This window comes from Shewanella sp. 553 (assembly GCF_059338375.1).
On record NZ_CM181701.1, the window covers coordinates 2,892,598 to 2,914,319 of the forward strand.

General features: G+C 47.5%; 18 protein-coding genes and 8 tRNA genes. 11 read left to right on the plus strand and 15 right to left on the minus strand.

What is annotated here, in order from left to right; genetic code table 11:
* Positions 1 to 368: 368 nt before the first annotated feature.
* From prmC to hemA, 3 genes are read right to left on the minus strand one after another with little or no spacing between them, the layout of a single operon-like run.
* Positions 369 to 1,217, minus strand: a complete 849-nt coding sequence (prmC, locus tag AC5YBZ_RS12795) for a peptide chain release factor N(5)-glutamine methyltransferase (protein ID WP_494521155.1) — start codon at positions 1,215 to 1,217, stop codon at positions 369 to 371.
* A 42-nt stretch (positions 1,218 to 1,259) separates the two neighbouring features.
* Positions 1,260 to 2,345, minus strand: a complete 1,086-nt coding sequence (gene prfA / locus AC5YBZ_RS12800) for a peptide chain release factor 1 (protein ID WP_494521154.1) — start codon at positions 2,343 to 2,345, stop codon at positions 1,260 to 1,262.
* A 13-nt stretch (positions 2,346 to 2,358) separates the two neighbouring features.
* Positions 2,359 to 3,609, minus strand: a complete 1,251-nt coding sequence (gene hemA, locus AC5YBZ_RS12805) for a glutamyl-tRNA reductase (protein WP_494521153.1) — start codon at positions 3,607 to 3,609, stop codon at positions 2,359 to 2,361.
* A 526-nt stretch (positions 3,610 to 4,135) separates the two neighbouring features.
* Between hemA and lolB the strand changes: the two genes are divergently transcribed.
* The 4 genes from lolB (at position 4,136) to AC5YBZ_RS12825 (ending at position 7,006) form a co-directional block, all read left to right on the plus strand.
* On the plus strand, positions 4,136 to 4,789 hold the full coding sequence (lolB, locus tag AC5YBZ_RS12810; protein ID WP_494521152.1) for a lipoprotein insertase outer membrane protein LolB: 654 nt from the start codon (positions 4,136 to 4,138) through the stop codon (positions 4,787 to 4,789).
* Positions 4,779 to 5,633: a 4-(cytidine 5'-diphospho)-2-C-methyl-D-erythritol kinase gene (ispE, locus tag AC5YBZ_RS12815; RefSeq protein ID WP_494521151.1), complete on the plus strand. Its 855-nt coding sequence runs from the start codon at positions 4,779 to 4,781 to the stop codon at positions 5,631 to 5,633. The genes lolB and ispE overlap by 11 nt, the downstream gene beginning before the upstream one ends.
* 66 nt (positions 5,634 to 5,699) lie before the next feature.
* On the plus strand, positions 5,700 to 6,647 hold the full coding sequence (locus tag AC5YBZ_RS12820; RefSeq protein ID WP_110457872.1) for a ribose-phosphate pyrophosphokinase: 948 nt from the start codon (positions 5,700 to 5,702) through the stop codon (positions 6,645 to 6,647).
* A gap of 209 nt (positions 6,648 to 6,856) precedes the next feature.
* Positions 6,857 to 7,006 carry a hypothetical protein gene (locus AC5YBZ_RS12825; protein WP_494542990.1) on the plus strand — a complete coding sequence of 50 codons (150 nt, stop codon included), beginning with the start codon at positions 6,857 to 6,859 and terminating at the stop codon, positions 7,004 to 7,006.
* 169 nt (positions 7,007 to 7,175) lie between these two features.
* Here AC5YBZ_RS12825 and AC5YBZ_RS12830 read toward each other — a convergent pair.
* From AC5YBZ_RS12830 to AC5YBZ_RS12880, 11 genes are all read right to left on the minus strand, one after another.
* Positions 7,176 to 7,260 (minus strand) — tRNA-Leu (locus AC5YBZ_RS12830).
* 80 nt (positions 7,261 to 7,340) lie between these two features.
* Positions 7,341 to 7,415 (minus strand) — tRNA-Gln (locus AC5YBZ_RS12835).
* Positions 7,416 to 7,471: 56 nt separating this feature from the next.
* Positions 7,472 to 7,556, minus strand: a tRNA-Leu gene (locus tag AC5YBZ_RS12840).
* Between the two features lie 154 nt (positions 7,557 to 7,710).
* A tRNA-Met gene (locus tag AC5YBZ_RS12845) sits at positions 7,711 to 7,787 on the minus strand.
* A 20-nt stretch (positions 7,788 to 7,807) separates the two neighbouring features.
* Positions 7,808 to 7,882: transfer RNA gene (locus AC5YBZ_RS12850), tRNA-Gln, on the minus strand.
* Positions 7,883 to 7,905: 23 nt separating this feature from the next.
* A tRNA-Gln gene (locus AC5YBZ_RS12855) sits at positions 7,906 to 7,980 on the minus strand.
* 51 nt (positions 7,981 to 8,031) lie between these two features.
* Positions 8,032 to 8,116, minus strand: a tRNA-Leu gene (locus tag AC5YBZ_RS12860).
* A gap of 255 nt (positions 8,117 to 8,371) precedes the next feature.
* Positions 8,372 to 8,448, minus strand: a tRNA-Met gene (locus tag AC5YBZ_RS12865).
* A 298-nt stretch (positions 8,449 to 8,746) separates the two neighbouring features.
* The gene (gene ychF / locus AC5YBZ_RS12870; RefSeq protein ID WP_494521150.1) at positions 8,747 to 9,838 is read right to left on the minus strand and encodes a redox-regulated ATPase YchF; all 1,092 of its coding nucleotides are present in this window, start codon (positions 9,836 to 9,838) and stop codon (positions 8,747 to 8,749) included.
* A gap of 82 nt (positions 9,839 to 9,920) precedes the next feature.
* A complete protein-coding gene (gene pth / locus AC5YBZ_RS12875) occupies positions 9,921 to 10,508 on the minus strand; it encodes an aminoacyl-tRNA hydrolase (RefSeq protein WP_110457825.1) in 588 nt (195 codons plus the stop codon).
* 244 nt (positions 10,509 to 10,752) lie between these two features.
* The gene (locus AC5YBZ_RS12880; RefSeq protein WP_494543724.1) at positions 10,753 to 11,892 is read right to left on the minus strand and encodes an FAD-dependent monooxygenase; all 1,140 of its coding nucleotides are present in this window, start codon (positions 11,890 to 11,892) and stop codon (positions 10,753 to 10,755) included.
* A 349-nt stretch (positions 11,893 to 12,241) separates the two neighbouring features.
* Here AC5YBZ_RS12880 and AC5YBZ_RS12885 point away from each other — a divergent pair, with 349 nt between their 5' ends.
* The 6 genes from AC5YBZ_RS12885 to lnt all read left to right on the plus strand — a co-directional run bounded on the left by AC5YBZ_RS12885 (position 12,242) and on the right by lnt (position 18,298).
* Positions 12,242 to 12,550, plus strand: a complete 309-nt coding sequence (locus AC5YBZ_RS12885) for a hypothetical protein (protein WP_494521149.1) — start codon at positions 12,242 to 12,244, stop codon at positions 12,548 to 12,550.
* A gap of 98 nt (positions 12,551 to 12,648) precedes the next feature.
* Positions 12,649 to 14,073, plus strand: a complete 1,425-nt coding sequence (gene miaB / locus AC5YBZ_RS12890; RefSeq protein WP_475514596.1) for a tRNA (N6-isopentenyl adenosine(37)-C2)-methylthiotransferase MiaB — start codon at positions 12,649 to 12,651, stop codon at positions 14,071 to 14,073.
* 224 nt (positions 14,074 to 14,297) lie between these two features.
* Positions 14,298 to 15,341, plus strand: coding sequence for a PhoH family protein (locus tag AC5YBZ_RS12895; RefSeq protein ID WP_475514597.1), 1,044 nt, complete (start codon positions 14,298 to 14,300; stop codon positions 15,339 to 15,341).
* Entirely contained in the window at positions 15,331 to 15,807 is a 477-nt protein-coding gene (gene ybeY, locus AC5YBZ_RS12900; RefSeq protein ID WP_110457829.1) for an rRNA maturation RNase YbeY, read from the plus strand. The genes AC5YBZ_RS12895 and ybeY overlap by 11 nt, the downstream gene beginning before the upstream one ends.
* A 26-nt stretch (positions 15,808 to 15,833) precedes the next feature.
* Entirely contained in the window at positions 15,834 to 16,709 is an 876-nt protein-coding gene (gene corC, locus AC5YBZ_RS12905; protein WP_110457830.1) for a CNNM family magnesium/cobalt transport protein CorC, read from the plus strand.
* Between the two features lie 26 nt (positions 16,710 to 16,735).
* Positions 16,736 to 18,298 carry an apolipoprotein N-acyltransferase gene (gene lnt, locus AC5YBZ_RS12910; RefSeq protein ID WP_494521148.1) on the plus strand — a complete coding sequence of 521 codons (1,563 nt, stop codon included), beginning with the start codon at positions 16,736 to 16,738 and terminating at the stop codon, positions 18,296 to 18,298.
* Positions 18,299 to 18,465: 167 nt separating this feature from the next.
* Here lnt and AC5YBZ_RS12915 read toward each other — a convergent pair whose 3' ends face one another.
* Positions 18,466 to 18,966: a zinc ribbon-containing protein gene (locus tag AC5YBZ_RS12915; RefSeq protein ID WP_494521147.1), complete on the minus strand. Its 501-nt coding sequence runs from the start codon at positions 18,964 to 18,966 to the stop codon at positions 18,466 to 18,468.
* 120 nt (positions 18,967 to 19,086) lie between these two features.
* Here AC5YBZ_RS12915 and leuS point away from each other — a divergent pair, with 120 nt between their 5' ends.
* Entirely contained in the window at positions 19,087 to 21,678 is a 2,592-nt protein-coding gene (leuS, locus tag AC5YBZ_RS12920) for a leucine--tRNA ligase (RefSeq protein ID WP_494542991.1), read from the plus strand.
* Positions 21,679 to 21,722 lie beyond the last annotated feature (44 nt).

Sequence of the window (21,722 nt, forward strand, 5' to 3'; positions counted from 1 at the left end):
AAGCAATTGTTGCCTATATGAGCAGTCACCTTACCGAAGCTCATTTACTTTGCGCAGGTGTAAGAGGTAAGAAGGCTTGGCTTAGTACCACTGCCTTAACGATTGATCTATAAGCGGTGCTATGACCCTTGCCTAATAACTAAGCTCTTAAGAATTAAACCAGTCCAATGGGTTAACATCATTAATTAACGAGATTGCATTCATATTACGTTTGCCCACAATCTACAATAAAATCCATAGAGATAGCCCCTAGCTCAATATAGAGATAAGCAACATCCACAACGGTAAGATACACAAACAAAAACGCCATTAGCATAAGCCAATGGCGTTTAATCACGTTAGTCGCTGTCAAGCATCAGGCGTGTCAGTTAACCCTGCCTAGGCCAGCGACCTAAGGTACAACGGTCGTTACTGCCAAAGTCTCTCACGGTCGACACCGACTCATAACCTAGCTCAATCATCTTATTGCGCACCGTAATGGCTTGCTCAAAACCGTGTTCGAGTAGCAAATAGCCACCGGGCGCCAGATAATCACGCGCCGACTGCGCAATATGGAACAGATCAGCATAACCATGTTCGGCAGCGGTCAGCGCACTCTGTGGTTCAAAGCGTACATCGCCTTGAGACAAGTGCTCATCTTCTTCGTCGATATAAGGCGGGTTAGAGACAATAAGATTGAAATCGTACTGATTGACAGCATCAAACCAATCACTTTGTAGCACCTCGACTTGCGGTAACTTCAAGTTGTCACGATTCGCCTTAGCCAAAGCCACAGCTTCAATCACTTTGTCGACGGCCGTGATCTGCCATGTGCTGCGCTCAAAGGCTAACGACAGGGCTATTGCCCCCGTTCCCGTGCCTAAATCGAGCACCTTAGCATTTTGTGCTAACGGCAAGTTTAACGCGGTCTCAACCAAAATTTCGGTATCAGGACGCGGAATAAGCGTGGTGGGATTAACCATAAACGGCAATGACCAAAACTCACGTTCACCCACAATATGCGCAATCGGAGTGCCAATAGCACGCCTTGCGACCATCTGCTGAAACGCGGTGGACTGTTCACTGGTAATACGTTCATCGGGCCAAGTGTAGAGGTAGCTGCGCGGCTTATGGATGACATGCAGTAGCATCACTTCGGCATCTAGCTTGGCGGTATCAGAGATCTCAACAAGTTGAGAAGAAGCCCATTGAAGGGCTTCAGCTAACGTCTGGTACAAAAAAATATCCTTATTAACCTAGAGTCGCGATATTAGAGTATATTAATCGTCTGCTAAAGCAGCCAACATATCGGCTTGGTTTTCTTGCATTAGTGGTTCGATAATCGCATCTAAATCCCCTTCCATCACTTCATTTAAGCGATAAAGAGTCAAATTGATACGGTGCTCACTGACGCGTCCCTGAGGGAAGTTATAAGTACGGATACGCTCAGAGCGATCACCACTGGCCACTAATGTTCGGCGAGTCGATTCCTCTTCACTGCGGCGTTTTTCGTCTTCAACAGCTTGTATACGGGCCGTCAGTACACTCATCGCCTGAGCACGGTTTTTATGCTGCGAGCGCTGATCTTGACACTCTACGATGATGCCAGACGGAATGTGCGTAATACGGATAGCCGAATCGGTTTTGTTAACGTGCTGACCACCCGCGCCCGATGCACGGAAAGTATCCACTTTCAGATCGGCAGGATTAATTTGAATCGCTTCGGCTTCGGGGACTTCAGGCATAACCACCACAGTGCAAGCAGAGGTGTGCACTCGTCCTTGCGACTCGGTCTCTGGCACACGCTGTACACGGTGACCACCCGATTCAAATTTCAGTCGGCCATAAACCCCATCGCCAGACACTTTAATGATGATCTCTTTAAAGCCACCATGCTCGCCTTCGTTGGCGTTCATCACCTCGACCTGCCAACGTTTGGCTTCGCAGTAACGGCTATACATACGGTACAGATCACCGGCAAAGATGGCAGCTTCATCACCCCCTGCGCCGGCACGAATTTCTACGAAGGCATTGTTGTCGTCTTTAGGATCTTTAGGCAGCAGTAGGATCTGCAGTTCGTCTTCGAGCGTCTCAATCACTTGCTTGGCGGCTTTAATCTCTTCTTGCGCCATCTCTTTTAGCTCGGCATCGTCTTCGGCTAACATCTCTTGCGCCGACTCGAGATCGGCCTGCGCCTGTTGAAATGCCTTAAAGCTTCTTACCACGTCTTCGAGTTGTGAATACTCTTTGGACAGAGCGCGAAAACGCTCTTGGTCGGCAATCACGCTAGGATCGCTCAGTAGCGCCAATACTTCTTCATTACGCTCAAGCAAGCCTTCAAGCTTGCGAATCACACTGTCCTTCATTCCAACGCTAACCTTAGTCTTTATCTAATCCAAGCGCCGTTCTTAATTGTCCGATACTGTTAAAGTCACCGCGTCGACTCGCCTGAGTGAGGGCTTGAGTCGGCGCATGGATCAATTTATTGGTTAACTTATTGGCCAGTTCCAGTATTAGCTGTTCGCTATCACCGCCTTGGGCTAACTTATTGATCGCACGCTCCACCAGCTCATCTTTAATCGCCATACTTTGGGTACGGTATTCACGAATACTGTCGACCGACTCTAATGAGCGGATCCACTCCATGAAAAGATGAGATTCTTCTTCAACAATTAATTCGGCTTGCTCGGCAGCCTCACGTCTGGAGGCCATATTCTGTTCAATGATGCTTTGCAGGTCGTCAACCGTGTAGAGAAAGGCATCATCTAGATCCCCTACTTCGGCTTCAATATCTCTAGGAACTGCTATATCAACCAACAACATAGGTTGATGACGACGCTGTTTCAGCGCTTTTTCTACCATGCCTTTACCCAGTATAGGTAATGGGCTGGCGGTAGAGGATATCACGATATCGGCCTTAGGGAGAAAATCTGGTATCTGTTCTAGAGTAATAGCGGTCGCGCCGAACTCTTCGCACATGGCTTCGGCGCGTGAAATTGTGCGGTTAGCCACAATCATCGACTCGACGCCATTGTCTTTAAGATGCCGAGCAACCAACTCTATGGTCTCACCTGCGCCGATGAGTAACACCTTGGTGGCACTCAAAGCCGAGAAAATATGTTTAGCCATGCTCACGGCGGCAAACGCCACCGATACGGCCGCGGCGCCGATTTCAGTTTCGGTGCGCACTTTTTTAGCAACAGAGAAGGTATTTTGGAACAGTCGGTCCATGGTGACTGCCACCGTGCCAGCTTCTTTGGCCTTAACAAAAGATTGCTTAACTTGGCCTAAAATCTGTGGCTCACCTAAGATAAGCGAGTCGAGACCAGCAGAGACACGCATCAGGTGACGCACGGCCTCTTGGCCGCGATATTGGTACAGGCAAGGCAGCACGTCTTCATGGGACAGCTGATGGTAATCCTCTAACCACTTGATCACGTCCTGCACTTCACCGTTGTTACAGTAAAGTTCGGTGCGATTACAGGTCGAGATGATCACCGCTTCACCCGTCTTGGTTTGACTGGCAAGGCTTTTCATCGCGTCATGAATTTTATCGGGTGAAAACGCTACTTTTTCACGTAGGTCTACCGTCGCTGTTTTATGATTAATACCGATTGCTACAAGGCTCATCTGACTCTTTCTGGTCTCTAGGGTCTGTTTATCTTGCGAATTAGATTTGTTCTGGCTCAAAGCGGTGGTCAGAATACAAGCGAAAATGCGACTGGCTCATATTGCTCCACTAACGGCTTTGAGGCGAACGACTAGGGTTTAGCTTGCAGTTAAATTTTGCCAACAAAGTGCTGTAACCATTACACCATAAACCGACAACACTTAGGAGTAATGCAAGTCACATGACCTAATATCAACTGGCGGCAAAATCCTCATGCAAGGGCCATCGCCCTGATTAATCTCTCTTAGTGGCGGCCATTCTACTGAATTGAGCCAACTAAAAACAGAATACGCTTAACAAAACCGAATAATAATCTCGTTTGTAACGTATTTCTCACGTTAAAGCGGGACAAAAACGACCAAAAACAAGTGATTGAACCAAGAGGTTGTATCGCCTTTAAACCTAGAGTTAGCAGGAAATTTAACGATTGGCATTGGTATTTATATCCAGCGCTCGTATGATATGGGCTCGATATAACAGTAATAGATGAATAATTTGAACTACTTCACAAAAATCTTTATTAGCGCCCTATTACTGACCCCTTTATTGTTAGGGGGGTGTGCAAGCCACTCCGATATTGCTCTGCAGGCCGTCAATGTTGACCATGTAAAGCAGGCCAAAGCTTGGGAGATGCAGGGCAAGCTCGCGGCCAAAACCCGTGACGATAAATTTAGTACTAATTTATATTGGCTTCACACCCCTGACAGCGATCAATTACGCCTAACCACAATGTTAGGCACAACGATCATGCTGCTAGAGCGTGACGACAATGGCGCTCGTTTAATGATTGACGACAACACCTATGAGCATCATGATGCCGAGCAATTGCTCAAGCGGCTCACAGGCTGGTCTATCCCTGTCGAACATTTACCATTATGGATAACTGGCCAAGTGTCGCCTACAGATCAGATAGTCAGTTACGATAACAACCACAGACCTCAACGAGTGCAGTCAACCATGACTCAAGCCCCATGGCAGGTGGAGTTTAAAAGTTGGCAATCTCAAAGCGGCGCACAACTTCCTAGAACACTTGAACTAACCCGTGAAGATGTTCGATTAAAAATACAAATTAATCTATGGCAAGCACTTGCTAACAGCACAGAATTAACTGATTACGCCGGACTACCGCATGACCAATAAACGCTCTACCGCATGGCCTGCGCCAGCAAAACTTAACCTGTTTTTACACATCAATGGCCGTCGTCATGACGGTTACCATGAACTGCAAACTCTGTTTCAATTTATCGAGCAGGGTGATCTACTGGATTTTGCCATCAACCAGACTGGCGAACTCACCTTACACTCCAACATCAGTGATGTTGTCGCAAATACAGATAACTTAATTCTTAGAGCAGCAAAATCACTGCAAAAAAAAACCGCCACCACTTTAGGCGCAGAGATATGGCTCGATAAAAAATTACCCATGGGCGGTGGAATTGGCGGCGGCTCGTCAGATGCGGCTACAACATTGGTGGCGCTAAACCACTTATGGGACACCCAATTATCATTAACACAATTAGCAGAGATTGGCTTAAGTTTAGGTGCTGATGTGCCTGTTTTTATTAATGGTTTAGCCGCTTTTGCCGAAGGGGTAGGTGAAAAACTTATTGCGGTAGATTTACCAGAACCTTGGTATTTAGTAGTGACACCTGATGTTCATGTATCAACGGCAGAGGTATTTAACGACCCACAATTACCACGAGACACACCAAAGTTGTCTTTAGCCGATTTAATGACCAGCAACTGGCACAATGATTGCCAACAACTGGTCGCCAAACGTCACCCCCAAGTTGCCAAAGCATTGGCGTGGCTGATAGAATATGCGCCGTCTAGAATGACCGGAACAGGTGCATGTGTTTTCGGTACATTCACTACTCGCGAGCAAGCTGAGCAGGTATTTGCCAAAATGCCTGCCGATATGAGCGGTTTTATCGCGAAAGGGACAAATAAATCACCATTAATGCTGCGCTTAGCGCAGGATTAGAATCATGCGGGATAAGGCTACTTTATCCCGGTCATTAAAATGAAGCATACGCCTGAGGTTCATACAGTGCCTGACATTAAACTATTTGCCGGTAACGCAACACCCAGTCTCGCAAAGAAGATAGCAGATCGTCTATTTTGTAAACTCGGAGACGCAGAGGTTGGCGTTTTCAGCGACGGTGAAATCAGTGTCCAGATTAACGAAAATGTACGTGGTGCGGATGTATTTATCATTCAATCTACTTGTGCACCGACTAACGATAACTTGATGGAACTTATCGTGATGGTTGATGCGTTACGTCGCGCATCTGCTGGCCGTATTACAGCGGTTATTCCTTACTTTGGTTACGCACGTCAAGATCGTCGTGTTCGTAGCGCTCGTGTACCTATTACCGCTAAAGTGGTTGCCGATTTCTTATCAAGTGTAGGCGTTGACCGCGTACTGACTTGTGACTTACATGCCGAGCAGATCCAAGGTTTCTTCGATGTACCTGTTGATAACGTATTTGGTAGCCCAGTACTGTTAGAAGATATGTTAGCTAAGAAGTTAGATAACCCTGTCGTAGTGTCACCCGATATCGGCGGTGTAGTACGTGCTCGCGCGGTCGCCAAACTACTTGATGACTCAGATCTCGCCATTATCGATAAGCGTCGTCCACAGGCAAACGTCGCGCAGGTTATGCATATCATCGGTGACGTTCAAGGCCGTGACTGTATTATCGTTGACGATATGATTGATACCGGTGGCACACTGTGTAAAGCTGCTGAAGCATTAAAAGAACATGGTGCTAACCGAGTATTTGCTTATGCGACTCACCCAGTATTCTCTGGCAACGCTGCTAAGAACATTGCTGAATCAGTGATTGATGAAGTCATTGTGACCGATACCATTCCGCTAAGCCCTGAAATTGCAGCATTAGATAAGGTTACCCAGTTGACCATGTCGACTGTGATGGCTGAAGCGATCCGCCGTGTCAGTAACGAAGAGTCTATCTCTGCGATGTTCAAGCACTAATCAATTAGATTGTTTAAACAGAAAACGCACTCAATTGAGTGCGTTTTTTTATGCCTTTCAATGGCAGCCATCTGAGCGTCCCCTCCCACAACATGCCGCTCTACTCTTTATCTCCAGTCCTGCCTATAACATAGCCCTAAGTCCGCGCAGCTTATCATCCCGCGCTTGGCTTACATCATTTGTATGGCAACCAATAAAACGATGTACAAGTGCGATTAGAAGCGCCATCAGCCCAAACATCGCTATTCTTTACCTTCTTGCCCTCTATTCACTCAGTCGCTCTGACGACCTACTATGCCTTAGGTGGCAATATTACAGATGGCAATATCAACAACCGCGCGGATTTAGTCAGTATGTAGTGATTAAGGGTTAAGCCTCTAAAACTATAAAAATGACTGCTATGGGGTGATTAAGCCATGAGTGAGCATCGATTAGCACTAATGAACAATAAGGGGCGCAAGATAGCAGGAGCAGATTTCAGACACAAAAAAGCCCGTCAAAAAGACAGGCTTATTTGTTTTTAATAAATGGTACGGGAGGAGAGACTTGAACTCTCACACCTTACGGCACCAGAACCTAAATCTGGCGTGTCTACCAATTCCACCACTCCCGCACTGCATCAAGTTTTACATCCTGATTAAAGATGATGGGGCTAACCCATTCACTCAAGTCAATGACTTGGGTGGTTAATAATGGCTGGGGTACCAGGATTCGAACCTGGGAATGCCGAGATCAAAACCCGGTGCCTTACCGCTTGGCGATACCCCAAAAGCTTTCGCTTTTGTTACATCCTCGTAGACTACAAGGTTGCAACTTATAATAAATGGTACGGGAGGAGAGACTTGAACTCTCACACCTTACGGCACCAGAACCTAAATCTGGCGTGTCTACCAATTCCACCACTCCCGCACTGCATCTAGTTTTACATCTTGATTAAGATGGCATTATGGATCTGGCGTGTCTAACTATCAACATCCACTACTCTCACGCTGCACCTAGCTTTACATCTCGATTAAGATGGCAACTCACTCAAGTTGCGCCTTCATTTTACATCTGAATAAGATGGTAGCAATGGCGGGACTTGAACCTGCGACCCCAGCATTATGAGTGCTGTGCTCTAACCAGCTGAGCTACATTGCCACATATTATCATATAGATAATGGCTGGGGTACCAGGATTCGAACCTGGGGATGCCGAGATCAAAACCCGGTGCCTTACCGCTTGGCGATACCCCAAAACTGTGTGAAGCAAAAAGAAATGGCTGGGGTACCAGGATTCGAACCTGGGAATGCCGAGATCAAAACCCGGTGCCTTACCGCTTGGCGATACCCCAATCTTTTCTTGCTTCAAGTTAAAGACGTTACAATCTCTAACTTAAAATAAATGGTACGGGAAGAGAGACTTGAACTCTCACACCTTACGGCACCAGAACCTAAATCTGGCGTGTCTACCAATTCCACCACTCCCGCACTGCATCAGGTTTTACATCTAGATTAAGATGGCATTAAGATATGGCGAGTCTAACTATCAACATCCACCACTCTCACGCGGTACCTAGTTTTACATCTTGGTTAAGATGTTACCAACCCTATTTCTGCTGACAGATATAACATCAATCATCAACTAGTTGGCTTACCTCAAGTTTTACATCTTAGAGAAGATGGTAGCCATATTGCCGGGGCTTATACCGACTCGCTACGCATTCATTTTCCATCCGAATAAGATGGTAGCAATGGCGGGACTTGAACCTGCGACCCCAGCATTATGAGTGCTGTGCTCTAACCAGCTGAGCTACATTGCCATCGTTTTCTTACGCGTCCCTCTTGGTGAGGAACGGGGCGTATTATGCTTATTCAGCGTATTGAGGTCAACAGCTTTTTTTCGCTAATTTACACTTACCTCATCGTTCGCTTATAAACTCACCAAAGTGAGCAGCAGTTATCCAATAAAGCGGATAAAAGCGCCATATTAGGCCTTAGGCAGGGATTAAATAGCAGATCGATATAGGCCTTAAAATACAAAAACGGCTCAATAATGTATTGAGCCGTTTAGATTCTATGATGCCCCTTGCTATTTTATTAACAAGATTAGCCTCGTGCTTATACGTTAAATAGGAAGTGCATTACATCGCCATCTTTAACGATATAGGTTTTACCTTCGATACGCAGTTTACCCGCTTCTTTCGCGCCAGCTTCACCTTTATAGGTAATAAAGTCATCATAAGACATCACCTGGGCGCGAATAAAGCCGCGCTCAAAGTCCGTATGGATAACGCCAGCGGCTTGTGGTGCACTCGCCCCAACTTTAACGGTCCAAGCACGCACCTCTTTAACACCTGCGGTAAAGTAGGTGTGCAGATCGAGTAGCTCGTAACCAGCGCGGATCACACGATCCAATCCAGGTTCGGTTAAGCCAAGGTCGGCCATAAACTCTTCACGGTCTTCAGCGTCCATCTCAGCCAGCTCAGATTCAATGGCAGCACACACGGCAACCACCACGGCATTCTCTTTGGCCGCAATGTCGCGAACCGTATCCAGATGCGGATTATTTTCAAAGCCATCTTCAGCGACGTTCGCGATATACATGGTTGGCTTAAGTGTAAGGAAATTAAGGTAAGCGACTGCCGCCAACTCTTCCTTAGTTAAGTCCATTGAACGCAGCATTTGACCTTCGTCCAATACTGGGCGCATCTTTTCTAACACGCTGACTTCGAACTTAGCTTCTTGATCGCCACCTTTTGCACGCTTTTGCTGACGCGTAATAGCGCGCTCGCACGAGTCTAAGTCAGCTAAGGCTAATTCGGTATTGATCACTTCAATGTCACTGGCTGGCGACACTTTATTCGCCACATGCACGATATTGTCATCTTCAAAGCAACGCACAACATGACCAATCGCATCGGTTTCACGAATATTAGCAAGGAACTTATTTCCAAGCCCTTCACCTTTAGAAGCGCCCGCCACTAGGCCTGCGATGTCGACAAATTCCATCGTGGTCGGCAAAATACGCTCAGGCTTAACGATTTCAGCCAATGCCGCTAATCGTGGATCGGGCACAGGCACCACACCGGTGTTAGGTTCAATCGTACAAAACGGGAAGTTAGACGCTTCGATGCCCGCTTTAGTCAGTGCGTTGAACAATGTCGATTTACCTACGTTTGGTAGGCCAACGATGCCACATTTAAAACCCATATTTTTACCTTTATTCAATTAGTATTATCAGCACAACTAATAATAACGCTGCTCACACCTGATTGCTTCAGAATGTGATGGATTAACCCGCCTTGTAAGAATGCAGTCTATGCATCGCCTTACTCATATCTTCTTTAAATAACAGTTCGGTGGCCCGCACCGCTTCGTCAATCACGTCTTCGATTAACCTTTGCTCAACTTGCGGCGCCTTACCTAAAACATAATTGCTCACTAGGCTCTTATCACCTGGATGACCGATACCAATGCGCAAACGATAAAAGCCTTTATTATTGGCAAGCCTAGCAATGATATCTTTTAAACCGTTGTGACCACCATGACCGCCACCGAGTTTAAACTTGGCCACGCCGGGCGGCATATCCAGTTCATCATGGGCGACCAGGATCTCTTCGGGTTCGATGCGAAAGAAATTAGCCAAGGCACCAACCGATTTACCGCTGAGGTTCATAAACGTGGTTGGGATCAATAGGCGAACATCTTTACCGTATAGGGTCGCTCTCGCTGTAAGGCCGTAATATTTACTGTCTGCAACTAATGTTACGCCGCAAACGCGCGCCAGTTCATTAACATACCAAGCGCCCGCATTGTGGCGGGTTTGCTCGTACTTCTCACCTGGGTTTGCAAGCCCAACAATCAGCTTAATATTGCTCATTTAACCTATGTCCATCTCGCAAGGGCGCATAAAAACGCGGCATTTTAGCACTCTATCGCCCGAGCAACAAATTTGTTGTAGTGAAGACAGCGGAATTTAAGGAAGGTTAGCACTGCGCCATGCCCTAAGGCCTAAGCGATTAACCTCACCCGCTAAATCAATCGCCATGAGAGGTGAGGAGGCTGAACGGTGAGCGGCTCGATCCATTAGATGATAGGTAAAGCCAGCTCGTTTGAGTTGACGCTTAGAGGCCCATGGCGTATTTCAACACCTTATGTTTAATCGGCGAGTCAATATTGGCGATTTTAAGTGCACTATTACGCAGTAATTTCAGCGGCAAGTTATTGTTACTAAAGCCGGCATAAAAGAGATCCATGGTGCTCATCATCAACAAATTGTCGCCATAGCGGCGGCGCTGATATTGCGCCAACACATCTTGAGTCCACCAGCTGCGCTGAGCATCGATTGCCTCTTTAACCGATGCTATTAATGCAGCCACATCTTTAAAGCCAATATTCACCCCTTGACCAGCTAATGGATTGATCGTGTGGGCGGCGTCACCTAAAATCACCACATTATCCTGATAGTAGCGCTGCGCATGACGTCTGGTAAGCTTAAAGCTACCATGAGACACCACTTTAAATGCCCGATCGAGGCGCGCGGGGAAATGGGCGTTAATTTGATCGTACATCGCCTCAGAACTTAATCCGCTTAACTGCGCAATCCTATTTGCATCGTCGTACCACACTAAAGACGCGTTGCGACCCGGTAGCGGCAACAAAGAGCGTGGGCAATTCTGGGGAGTAAACTGTTGCCAAGTGACATCTTGCTCTTCCTGCTGGGTCTCAATATTAATCAACATCGCCGACTGGGCATAATCCCACCCCGTCAAACCGATCCCTGCCCACTGACGAACTTGAGAGTTAGCCCCATCGGCGCCGACTAACAAGCGAGTATCTATGCTTGTGTTATTACTTAATTGCAGCCTAACCCTCTGCTCGCTACGGTTAAGCTGGTCGACCTTCACCGGGCAGATAAGCTGCAAATTATCATATTGGTCAAATGCTTGCCATAAGGCTAGTTGCACCACACGATTTTCGACAATGTGCCCAAGATGAGTCGCCCCAACTTGATCGCTATGGAACTGTGTCTGGCACCCATCAAGCTCCCAGGTTTCCAGCCCTTTATAGGCAACTTGACGCATCGCGGCAATAGCCTCGAGCGCTCCTAGCTGTTGCAGCAACTGCTCAGAAGCGACGCTGATGGCTGAAACACGTAAATCCAATGGTTGCTCAGGGCTGTACGCTTTAGGCGCAAAAGATTCAATAACGGCAACCTTTAACCCTAGCTGAGCTAACCCAATTGCGGTCGCGGCTCCCACCATGCCACCGCCGAGGATCACGATATCTTGCTCTAGATGTTGGCTTTGATTCTGACTCACCTTGCGCTTTTCTCCCTGATGGATAACTTTCTAGTGCCCGATTATGACTAAACAAAGAGCTATTACCTATAGCGATAGCACTTTAGATCGCTGGACGGCCAATTTCTGTGTCTAAATATGTCAATTAGGCCTATTACGTATGCAAATATGACTGACACAGCACTCACTCACACTCAGTTACAAAGGCGGCTGAGCCCAAGCCCAGCTTGTCCTATAGTGGTTGTGGACGTTAGTCAGTATGGATACTCACTCATGCACCTACATTCACTATTTATTGCATTAGAGGTTCACTATGAAACGCTCAATAATTGCCAGTGTAATGATTTCCTCATCATTAATCGCCAATGTAGCGTTAGCCGAACAAACTGAGGTTATGGAAGTCATTACTGTAACCTACCGCGCACCGCTAGATTATGCCCTATATCAATATACGACAGAATGGCGCAGTCAATATAGAGTTGAAATCTATGACAGCATACAAGATCAAGCCAGAAGTAGCAGCCTTGCAATGGCCCGAGCCTTCGAAACGGCAGCCCTTGAACCTGCTTTCGACACAACGCCAACTTCAATGTTAACGGCAAAAACCTTTAGCCCGGAGTAATTTCTAATATATAACGCGCAAAAGGTAGCCAGAGTGATGCTCAAAGGGTAAAATGTCGCGCTATTTTTCCCAGTAATTGCAACCACGGCGCAAAACTGATGAGTAAGAAACTCCATATTAAAACTTGGGGCTGTCAGATGAATGAGTATGACTCATCAAAGATGGCCGACCTACTAGACGAATACCAAGGGTATACCTTAACGGATAATGCAGAAGAGGCGGATGTACTGCTGCTTAACACCTGCTCAATCCGTGAAAAAGCGCAAGAAAAGGTGTTTCACCAGCTTGGTCGCTGGAAAACCTTAAAAGATAAAAATCCAAGCCTTATCATTGGTGTTGGCGGCTGCGTTGCCTCGCAAGAAGGTAAGGCGATTAAAGACAGAGCCCAGTGTGTGGATCTGATCTTTGGGCCACAGACCTTGCACCGTTTGCCTGAAATGATTGACCAAATCCAGCAAGGCGGCAAAGCGGTTATCGATGTCAGTTTCCCTGAAATCGAGAAATTTGACCGCCTGCCAGAGCCACGTGCCGAAGGGCCAAGTGCCTTCGTATCGATTATGGAAGGCTGTAGCAAGTACTGCTCTTTCTGCGTAGTGCCATACACACGCGGTGAAGAGGTCAGCCGCCCGCTCGATGACGTCATTTTAGAGATCGCCCAATTAGCGGCTCAAGGAGTGCGTGAGGTCAATCTACTTGGCCAAAACGTGAATGCTTATCGTGGTGCTACTCACGACGATGACATTTGTACGTTTGCCGAACTGCTGCGCTATGTGGCAGCCATCGACGGTATTGACCGTATTCGTTTTACCACCAGCCATCCGATTGAATTTACTCAAGATATCATAGATGTATATGAAGATACCCCAGAATTGGTGAGCTTCCTGCACCTGCCTGTGCAGTCGGGCTCCGATCTGATTTTGACCCAGATGAAACGCGGTCATATGGCGATTGAATATAAATCTATCATTCGTCGTCTGCGCAAAGCACGTCCCGATATTCAGATAAGCTCTGACTTTATTATTGGCTTCCCCGGTGAGTCGAAACAAGATTTCGCTGACACCATGAAGTTGATAGAAGATGTGCAATTTGACCACAGCTTTAGCTTTATCTATAGCGCTCGTCCGGGCACGCCTGCGGCCGATCTGCCAGATGATGTCTCAATGGAAGAGAAAAAAGAGCGCTTAGCCATATTGCAAGACAGGATCACCCAGCAAGCGATGCGTTACAGTCGTCAAATGCTCGGGACCGTGCAGCGTATCTTAGTCGAAGGGCCATCGGTTAAAAACCCAATGGAGCTACGTGGACGCACCGAGAATAACCGCGTGGTGAACTTCGAGGGCGATCCTAAGCACATTGGCAGCTTTGTCGATGTTGAAATTGTCGACGTTTACACTAATTCATTACGCGGTATCTTTATCCGTGGTGAAGATGAGATGGATTTACGTCGCGATCTTCGTCCATCAGACATCTTAGCTAAGCACAAGAAAGATGATGAGCTAGGCGTCACCCAGTACATCCCTTAAACACTTGGGCGAGTGACAACCTAAGTTGAATCAAAGCGACTGTCATCACAGTCGCTTTTTTATTGCTCGCTCGACTTGCCAGTACACCTAGGCCACTACACCTGTGGTCCCCTTTGAATGGAATCGATCACTAAAATTAGCGTTAGCATTTCAACTTAATGCCTCGTAAACTGTCTGAATTAACCCTATTTGTGGATACAGACAAACATCATTTGGAGTTATTTTTGTCAAATAAATTAACCACCCTCAATTTGTATCTCGAACCCGCTGACAGCCGTAGGCTTGCATCGCTATGCGGCCCTTTTGATGACAACATCAAACAGTTAGAACGCCGCATCGGTGTTGAGATCAATTACCGCAACAACCATTTTCAAATTGTTGGCCTGCCACGCAACTGCTTAACCGCCAACAACTTACTCAAAGAGCTGTATGTTGAAACCCAGCCTGTACGAGGCAGTACTCCTGACTTAGAGCCAGATGCTGTTCATATGGCTATTCAAGCTGCCATCGCGCTAGAGGCCGACGCCCCCCGCGATGACAAAGAGCTGTATATAAAAACCAAACGCGGTGTCATTAAGCCAAGAAACCCCAACCAAAGTGATTATGTGGCCAATATCGTCCGCCATGACATCAGCTTTGGCGTTGGCCCTGCTGGTACGGGTAAAACCTACCTTGCGGTCGCCGCCGCAGTCGATGCCCTCGAGCGCCAAGAGGTAAGACGCATCTTACTGACGCGCCCTGCGGTTGAAGCCGGTGAGAAACTGGGCTTTCTGCCAGGTGATTTAAGCCAAAAGGTCGATCCGTATCTGCGCCCGCTATACGATGCACTATTTGAGATGATGGGCTTTGAAAAAGTCGAACGATTAATTGAACGCAGCGTTATCGAAGTGGCGCCACTTGCCTATATGCGCGGACGAACCCTAAACGATGCCTTTATCATCTTAGACGAAAGCCAAAATACCACCGTCGAGCAGATGAAGATGTTTTTAACCCGCATCGGTTTTAATTCGCGCGCCGTGATCACCGGCGATATTACTCAGATCGATCTGCCCAAGCACCAAAAATCAGGCTTGCGTCACGCCATTGAAGTCCTTAGTGATGTCGATGAGGTGAGCTTTAACTTTTTCCAAGCCAAAGATGTGGTGCGCCACCCCGTTGTGGCCCGAATTGTCGAAGCTTATGAAGCCCATGAGCAAAAAATGGCTAGCGAAAAAGCCAAGCGCGCAAGCCAATACCAAACCCAGGAACAAGCCCAACATGATGTCTGATCACCCTACTCTTGCATTGAGTCTCGACCTGCAAATTGCAACCGACAGCCAAGCGCTTCCGACTCAGGCACAATTTGAAACCTGGGTGCGCTTAGCACTGGGCAACACTATGGCCGAAGCTGAAATGACGATTCGACTGGTTGACATAGAAGAGAGCCAACGCTTAAATCATAGCTATCGCGGTAAAGACAAGCCGACAAATGTGCTATCATTCCCGTTTGAAGCGCCTCCAGAAGTGGAATTACCACTACTTGGCGATTTAGTGATCTGCGTACCCGTTGTCGAAGCTGAAGCAAAACAACAAGATAAAGCCTTAGAAGCCCACTGGGCTCATATGGTTGTACATGGTTGTCTGCATCTGCTAGGGTATGATCACATCGATGATAGCGAAGCAGAAGAGATGGAGTCCTTAGAGACTCAACTGATTGAAAGCCTAGGCTTTCCTAATCCTTACAAGGAGCAATAATTGGCTGTAATAGCCAGGAAATTACTATGAGCGATGACATCCCACCGAGTACCAACGCCCACAAGAAGGGCTGGTTTGAAAAAGTAAGTCAGTTATTCCAGGGCGAACCACAGAGTCGCGACGAGTTAGTGGAAGTGATCCACGATGCTGAGCTAAGAGAAGTGATTAGCGAAGACACTCGCGAGATGATAAAAGGTGTTTTAGAAGTTTCCGATCTGCGCGTGCGTGACATCATGATCCCACGAGCACAAATTGTGGCGCTAAAGATTGATAGTACAGTTGAAGAACTACTGTCGACAGTCATTGGTTCTGCACACTCTCGCTTTCCTGTCGTCAACGAAGATAAAGATCATATCGAAGGCATTTTACTTGCCAAAGATCTGCTTAAATACGGCTTTAAAAACAACGACGAACCTTTTTCTTTAGGGCAAGTGATCCGCCCTGCTGTTGTTGTGCCAGAGAGCAAGCGTGTTGATGTCTTATTAAAAGAGTTCCGTTCACAACGCTACCACATGGCGATTGTCGTCGATGAATATGGTGGCGTATCGGGCTTGGTGACGATTGAAGATATTCTCGAAGAGATTGTCGGTGAAATTGAAGATGAATTTGACCACGATTCGGCCGAAGAAACGGAAATCCGTCAAGTGGGCAAACAGCTTTATATGGTTAAAGCCTTAACGCCCATTGAAGACTTTAATGAAAAATTTGGTACTCACTTTAGTGACGAAGAATTTGATACTGTCGGTGGTTTGGTCTCCCATGCTTTTGGGCACCTGCCTGAACGTAATGAAAAGGTGATGATCGACGATATAGAATTTAAAGTCATTAGCGCCGATACCCGCAGACTGGTCCAACTCAGGGTTAAATTACCCGATAACCAAACTGACAACGATAACGACTAGTTTCGTATCCCCTTGATGAGGCTTAAATGCTGCTACCACTTAGGGCTATAGCCCATCAACCTTGGTTAAAACTGGTGCTCGCCTATCTGGCGGGTGCCAGCACTACCCTTGCGTTTGCTCCCTATGGCCTATGGCCTATCTATCTGGTTTCAATGGCCTTTGCCCTTAGTCAAAGCCAGCCACTCTCACCGAAGCTGACATTTTACTATTGGCTTAGCTTTGGCTTTGGCTGCTTCTCAGTAGGCATTAGCTGGGTGCACGTGAGCATGGACACCTTCGGCGGCCTGCCGCTGGCGGCCTCTATTGGATTAATGGCGTTATTGGCCCTGTATTTGGCACTGTATCCTGCGCTGGCAGGCTATTTACTGGCCAAGCTGACGCCGCAATCGCATTATCTGCGCAACCTATTACTCTTCCCTGCCCTTTGGATGCTCACCGAATGGTCTCGTGGCTGGGTATTGACGGGGTTTCCTTGGTTATGGGCCGGGTACAGCCAAACCAGCGGCCCGTTGAGTCCATTAGCCAGTGTGATCGGCGCACTCGGCCTCAGTTACCTAGTAGCACTGTTGGCTGGCGCGCTTGCGTTGCTGTTTAGCGCTCATAAAACATCATTGGCAAAGCGCGGCGCGCCTTTATTCATCATCGTATTAGTGGCCTGCTCAGCGAGCTACATGACTAAAGTACTGTCACCCATCACGCCTACCGGTAAACAGGTTAATGTCACCTTGGTGCAAGGCAATATTGCCCAAAGCATGAAATGGCAGCCCGAAGCCCTATGGCCCACCATGCTTAAATATATGGACTTGTCGCGACCTGAATTTGCTAATACCGATATTTTTATCTGGCCAGAGGCTGCAATTCCCGCTCCTGAAGATATGGTGAGTGATTTTCTCGACAATGCCAATCAGGTGGCCAATCTTAATAATAGCGCCATCATTACCGGCATTATCAGCCGTCAACAACAGCAGTTTTATAACTCGCTTATTGTCTTAGGCAATCACCAGGCGCCGATGCAAAGTAGCCCGGATTATCAAGCCAATGGAATTAATGAGTTTAGAAAGCATCACCTTCTCCCTATTGGTGAATTTGTGCCCTTTGAGTCCTTGCTACGCCCGCTAGCACCTTTTTTCAACTTACCCATGTCTTCATTTGCTCGCGGCGATTATCAGCAACCTAATCTCAATGCCCTAGGCCATCAAGTCGCGCCCGCTATCTGCTACGAAATAGCCTTTCCTGAGCAACTGCGCGCTAATGTGACCAACAACACCGAATTACTGCTGACGGTGTCTAACGACGCGTGGTTTGGCCGCTCAAATGGTCCTTTGCAGCATATGGAGATTGCCCAGATGCGCGCCATTGAGCTGGGTCGCCCCTTAGTCAGGGGCACCAATAATGGCGTCACCGCAGTGGTAAATGTTGATGGCGAGATCACCGCCAGCTTACCGCAATTTGAAACTGGGGTATTACACGCCAGTATCCCACTAATGACAGGGCAAACGCTGTTTAGCCGCTGGGGACAATGGCCAATATTGCTATTTAGTTGGGGCGTATTGGGGTATGTGATTGTGCGCCGATGGCTTGTGCGCTGAGCGATTATCAATTGCTCAGCGTACAGGTATGAAAATCAACTAAACACTAAGCTAAACATTAAGCTAACCACTTAGCCGTTTCGATAGTGATGGTAGCGCTAAGAACAAAGACTCATTAGCGCTACCGTGCCGCCGTTAAAGAGATTGATGACACTCATAAGCTAACCCTAAGGCGTTAGCGCCTCACGAGTAAACTGCCCGCAATCACACTCAGGGCAGTCGGGGATCACCCCTGGAAACTCAATGCGCATCTCATGGCCACAGGCGGTGCACACTAACGTCCCTTGCCCGATAATTTCACCACTCTGATACAGGCCATTATGTTTAAAGTCTTGCGTGACCTCATGCCACTCCACTTGGCTACGGTCAGTAATTTCACTTAACCAATGCCATAACGTATTTTCTACCGCGATAACTGTAGGGCTATGGCTTAAGTCGGTAGCATTTTTCTCTTGCAAGTAATCAGCGATATCACGTTTTAAAAATTGTTCGACTAAAGCTAACTCTTCCGCTTTAGCTTGTTGTTTGAGAGCCAAAAAGTCCTTACTGTTAGTGACAAGCTTATATAACTCCTTTACTGTCATAGAGTTATCGTCGGCAAAATCCAACTTAACCTGCGTGATCAGGGCCTGATAAAGCGATAGTAATTCGGCACTTCTTTGACTCATGTTCAATACTCCTTCATGCGAACCTTTTTAATGACTCACTTCTAGTTTATTCTATGCAGATCTCACTCGCGCACAACGTGCGCAAGATCAAATAATAGGCGACATGGCCGGGAATCATCAATGCAAGAGCAATATCTACCTTCAGAGATTGAAGCTAAGGTGCAGCAGCACTGGCAAGACACAAAAACATTTGAAGTAACCGAGGATGAAAGCAAGGAGAAGTTTTACTGCCTCTCGATGTTTCCATACCCTTCTGGCCGACTCCATATGGGCCATGTTCGCAACTACACCATAGGCGATGTAGTTGCACGTTACCAGCGTCTTCAGGGTAAAAATGTCCTACAACCTATCGGTTGGGACTCATTTGGCCTGCCAGCTGAAAATGCGGCAATCAATAACAAGACGGCGCCAGCTCCTTGGACTTACGAAAATATCGACTACATGAAAAACCAGCTGAAAATGCTGGGATTTGGCTACGACTGGAGCCGTGAAATCGCCACCTGTACCCCAGAGTACTACCGCTGGGAACAATGGTTCTTCACTAAGCTGTACGAAAAAGGCCTAGTCTATAAAAAGACCTCGGCGGTTAACTGGTGCCCCAACGATGAAACCGTACTCGCCAATGAGCAAGTACAAGACGGCTGCTGCTGGCGCTGTGACACCGAAGTGGTGCAAAAAGAGATCCCTCAGTGGTTTATTAAAATCACCGATTACGCCGAAGAGCTACTCAACGACATCGACCAACTCGATGAATGGCCTGAGCAAGTCAAGACCATGCAGCGCAACTGGATTGGTCGCAGTGAAGGCATAGAGATGACCTTCCAAGTAGCTGATAGCGAGCAGAGTTTCGATATCTATACCACGCGTCCCGATACAGTTATGGGTGTGACTTATGTGGCGATTGCCGCCGGTCACCCACTCGCTGAGCAAGCCGCGGCCAACAACCCTACACTTAAAGACTTTATCGAAGAGTGTAAAAATGCCGACACCACCGAGGCCGCTATGGCTGCGATGGAGAAAAAAGGCGTCGATACTGGTCTTAAAGCGACTCATCCACTCACGGGTAAGTTAGTGCCTATTTGGGCAGCTAACTTTGTGTTGATGAACTACGGTACTGGCGCGGTGATGTCGGTTCCAGGTCATGACCAACGCGACTATGAATTTGCCACTAAATATGGCCTGCCAATCGAGGGCGTGATTAAGCCAGTCGATGGTGAGCTTGATATTAGTAAAGAAGCTTATACCGAAAAAGGCATTGTGTTTAACTCTGGCGACGCATTCCCAGAGCTAGATGGTCTGGACTTCCAAGCGGCATTCGATGCCATCGATGCCAAGCTATCGAGCGAAGGAAAAGGTAAGCGCCAAGTTAACTTCCGTTTGCGCGACTGGGGAGTTTCTCGTCAGCGTTACTGGGGGGCTCCTATTCCTATGGTCACACTCGCCGATGGCACTGTAATGCCAACGCCAGAAGATCAACTGCCGGTCATCTTGCCAGAAGATGTGGTGATGGATGGTATTCAAAGCCCAATCAAGGCGGACAAAGAGTGGGCCAAGACTCAAGTTAATGGCCAAGAAGCATTCAGAGAGACCGACACCTTTGACACCTTTATGGAGTCATCTTGGTACTATGCTCGTTACTGCAGCCCACACGCAGACCAGATGTTAGATCCTGCGAAAGCCAACTACTGGTTGCCTGTGGATCAATATATCGGCGGTATTGAGCACGCATGTATGCACCTGCTTTACTTCCGTTTTTTCCACAAGTTGCTGCGTGATATGGACTTGGTCAACAGTAATGAACCAGCCAAACGCCTACTGACTCAAGGAATGGTGTTGGCCGATGCTTTCTACTACAACGACGAGAAAGGCGCCCGCGTTTGGGTTTCACCAAATGATGCCACCGTCACCGAAACGGACGACAAAGGCCGTATCGTTAAAGCGGTAGACAGCCAAGGCCATGAACTGGTTTATACCGGCATGAGCAAGATGTCTAAATCTAAAAATAACGGTATTGACCCACAAGAGATGGTCGATAAATACGGCGCCGATACCGTACGTTTGTTTATGATGTTCGCTGCGCCACCAGAGCTAACTCTGGAATGGCAAGAGTCGAGTGTTGAAGGCGCGCATCGCTTTATCAAGCGTTTATGGAAACTGGCACACGACCATGTGTCTCAAGGGCCGACCACGAGCTTAGATCTCACTGCGCTCAATCCAGCACAGAAAGAGCTGCGCCGCGAGCTGCACAAGACCATTGCTAAAGTGGGTGATGATATTGAGCGTCGTCAGATGTTTAATACCGCCATCGCCTCGGTAATGGAGTTGATGAACCGTCTGCAAAAAGCCCCAGCAGAGAGCGAGCAAGACCGCGCCTTAATGCAAGAAGCGCTTTGCGCTGTGGTACGTCTACTGTACCCAATCATTCCGCACACGTGTTTCAGCCTATGGCAAGCTTTAGGACACGAACAAGCGATTGAAGAGGTGTTGTGGCCTGAAGTCGATCAGGCGGCGCTAGTGGAAGACAGTAAACTTATCATAGTGCAAGTTAACGGCAAGCTACGTGCTAAAATCACGGTCGCGGCCGATGCCGATAAAGACGCAGTTGAAGCTTTGGGTATGGCGCAAGAAGGCGTGATTAAACACACCGAAGGCAAGACCATACGTAAAGTGATTTATGTCCCTGGTAAGCTACTCAATATCGTCGCAAGCTAACTGTCGCAAGCCCGGCACCTGAATAACCTTTGTGATTCAGGTGC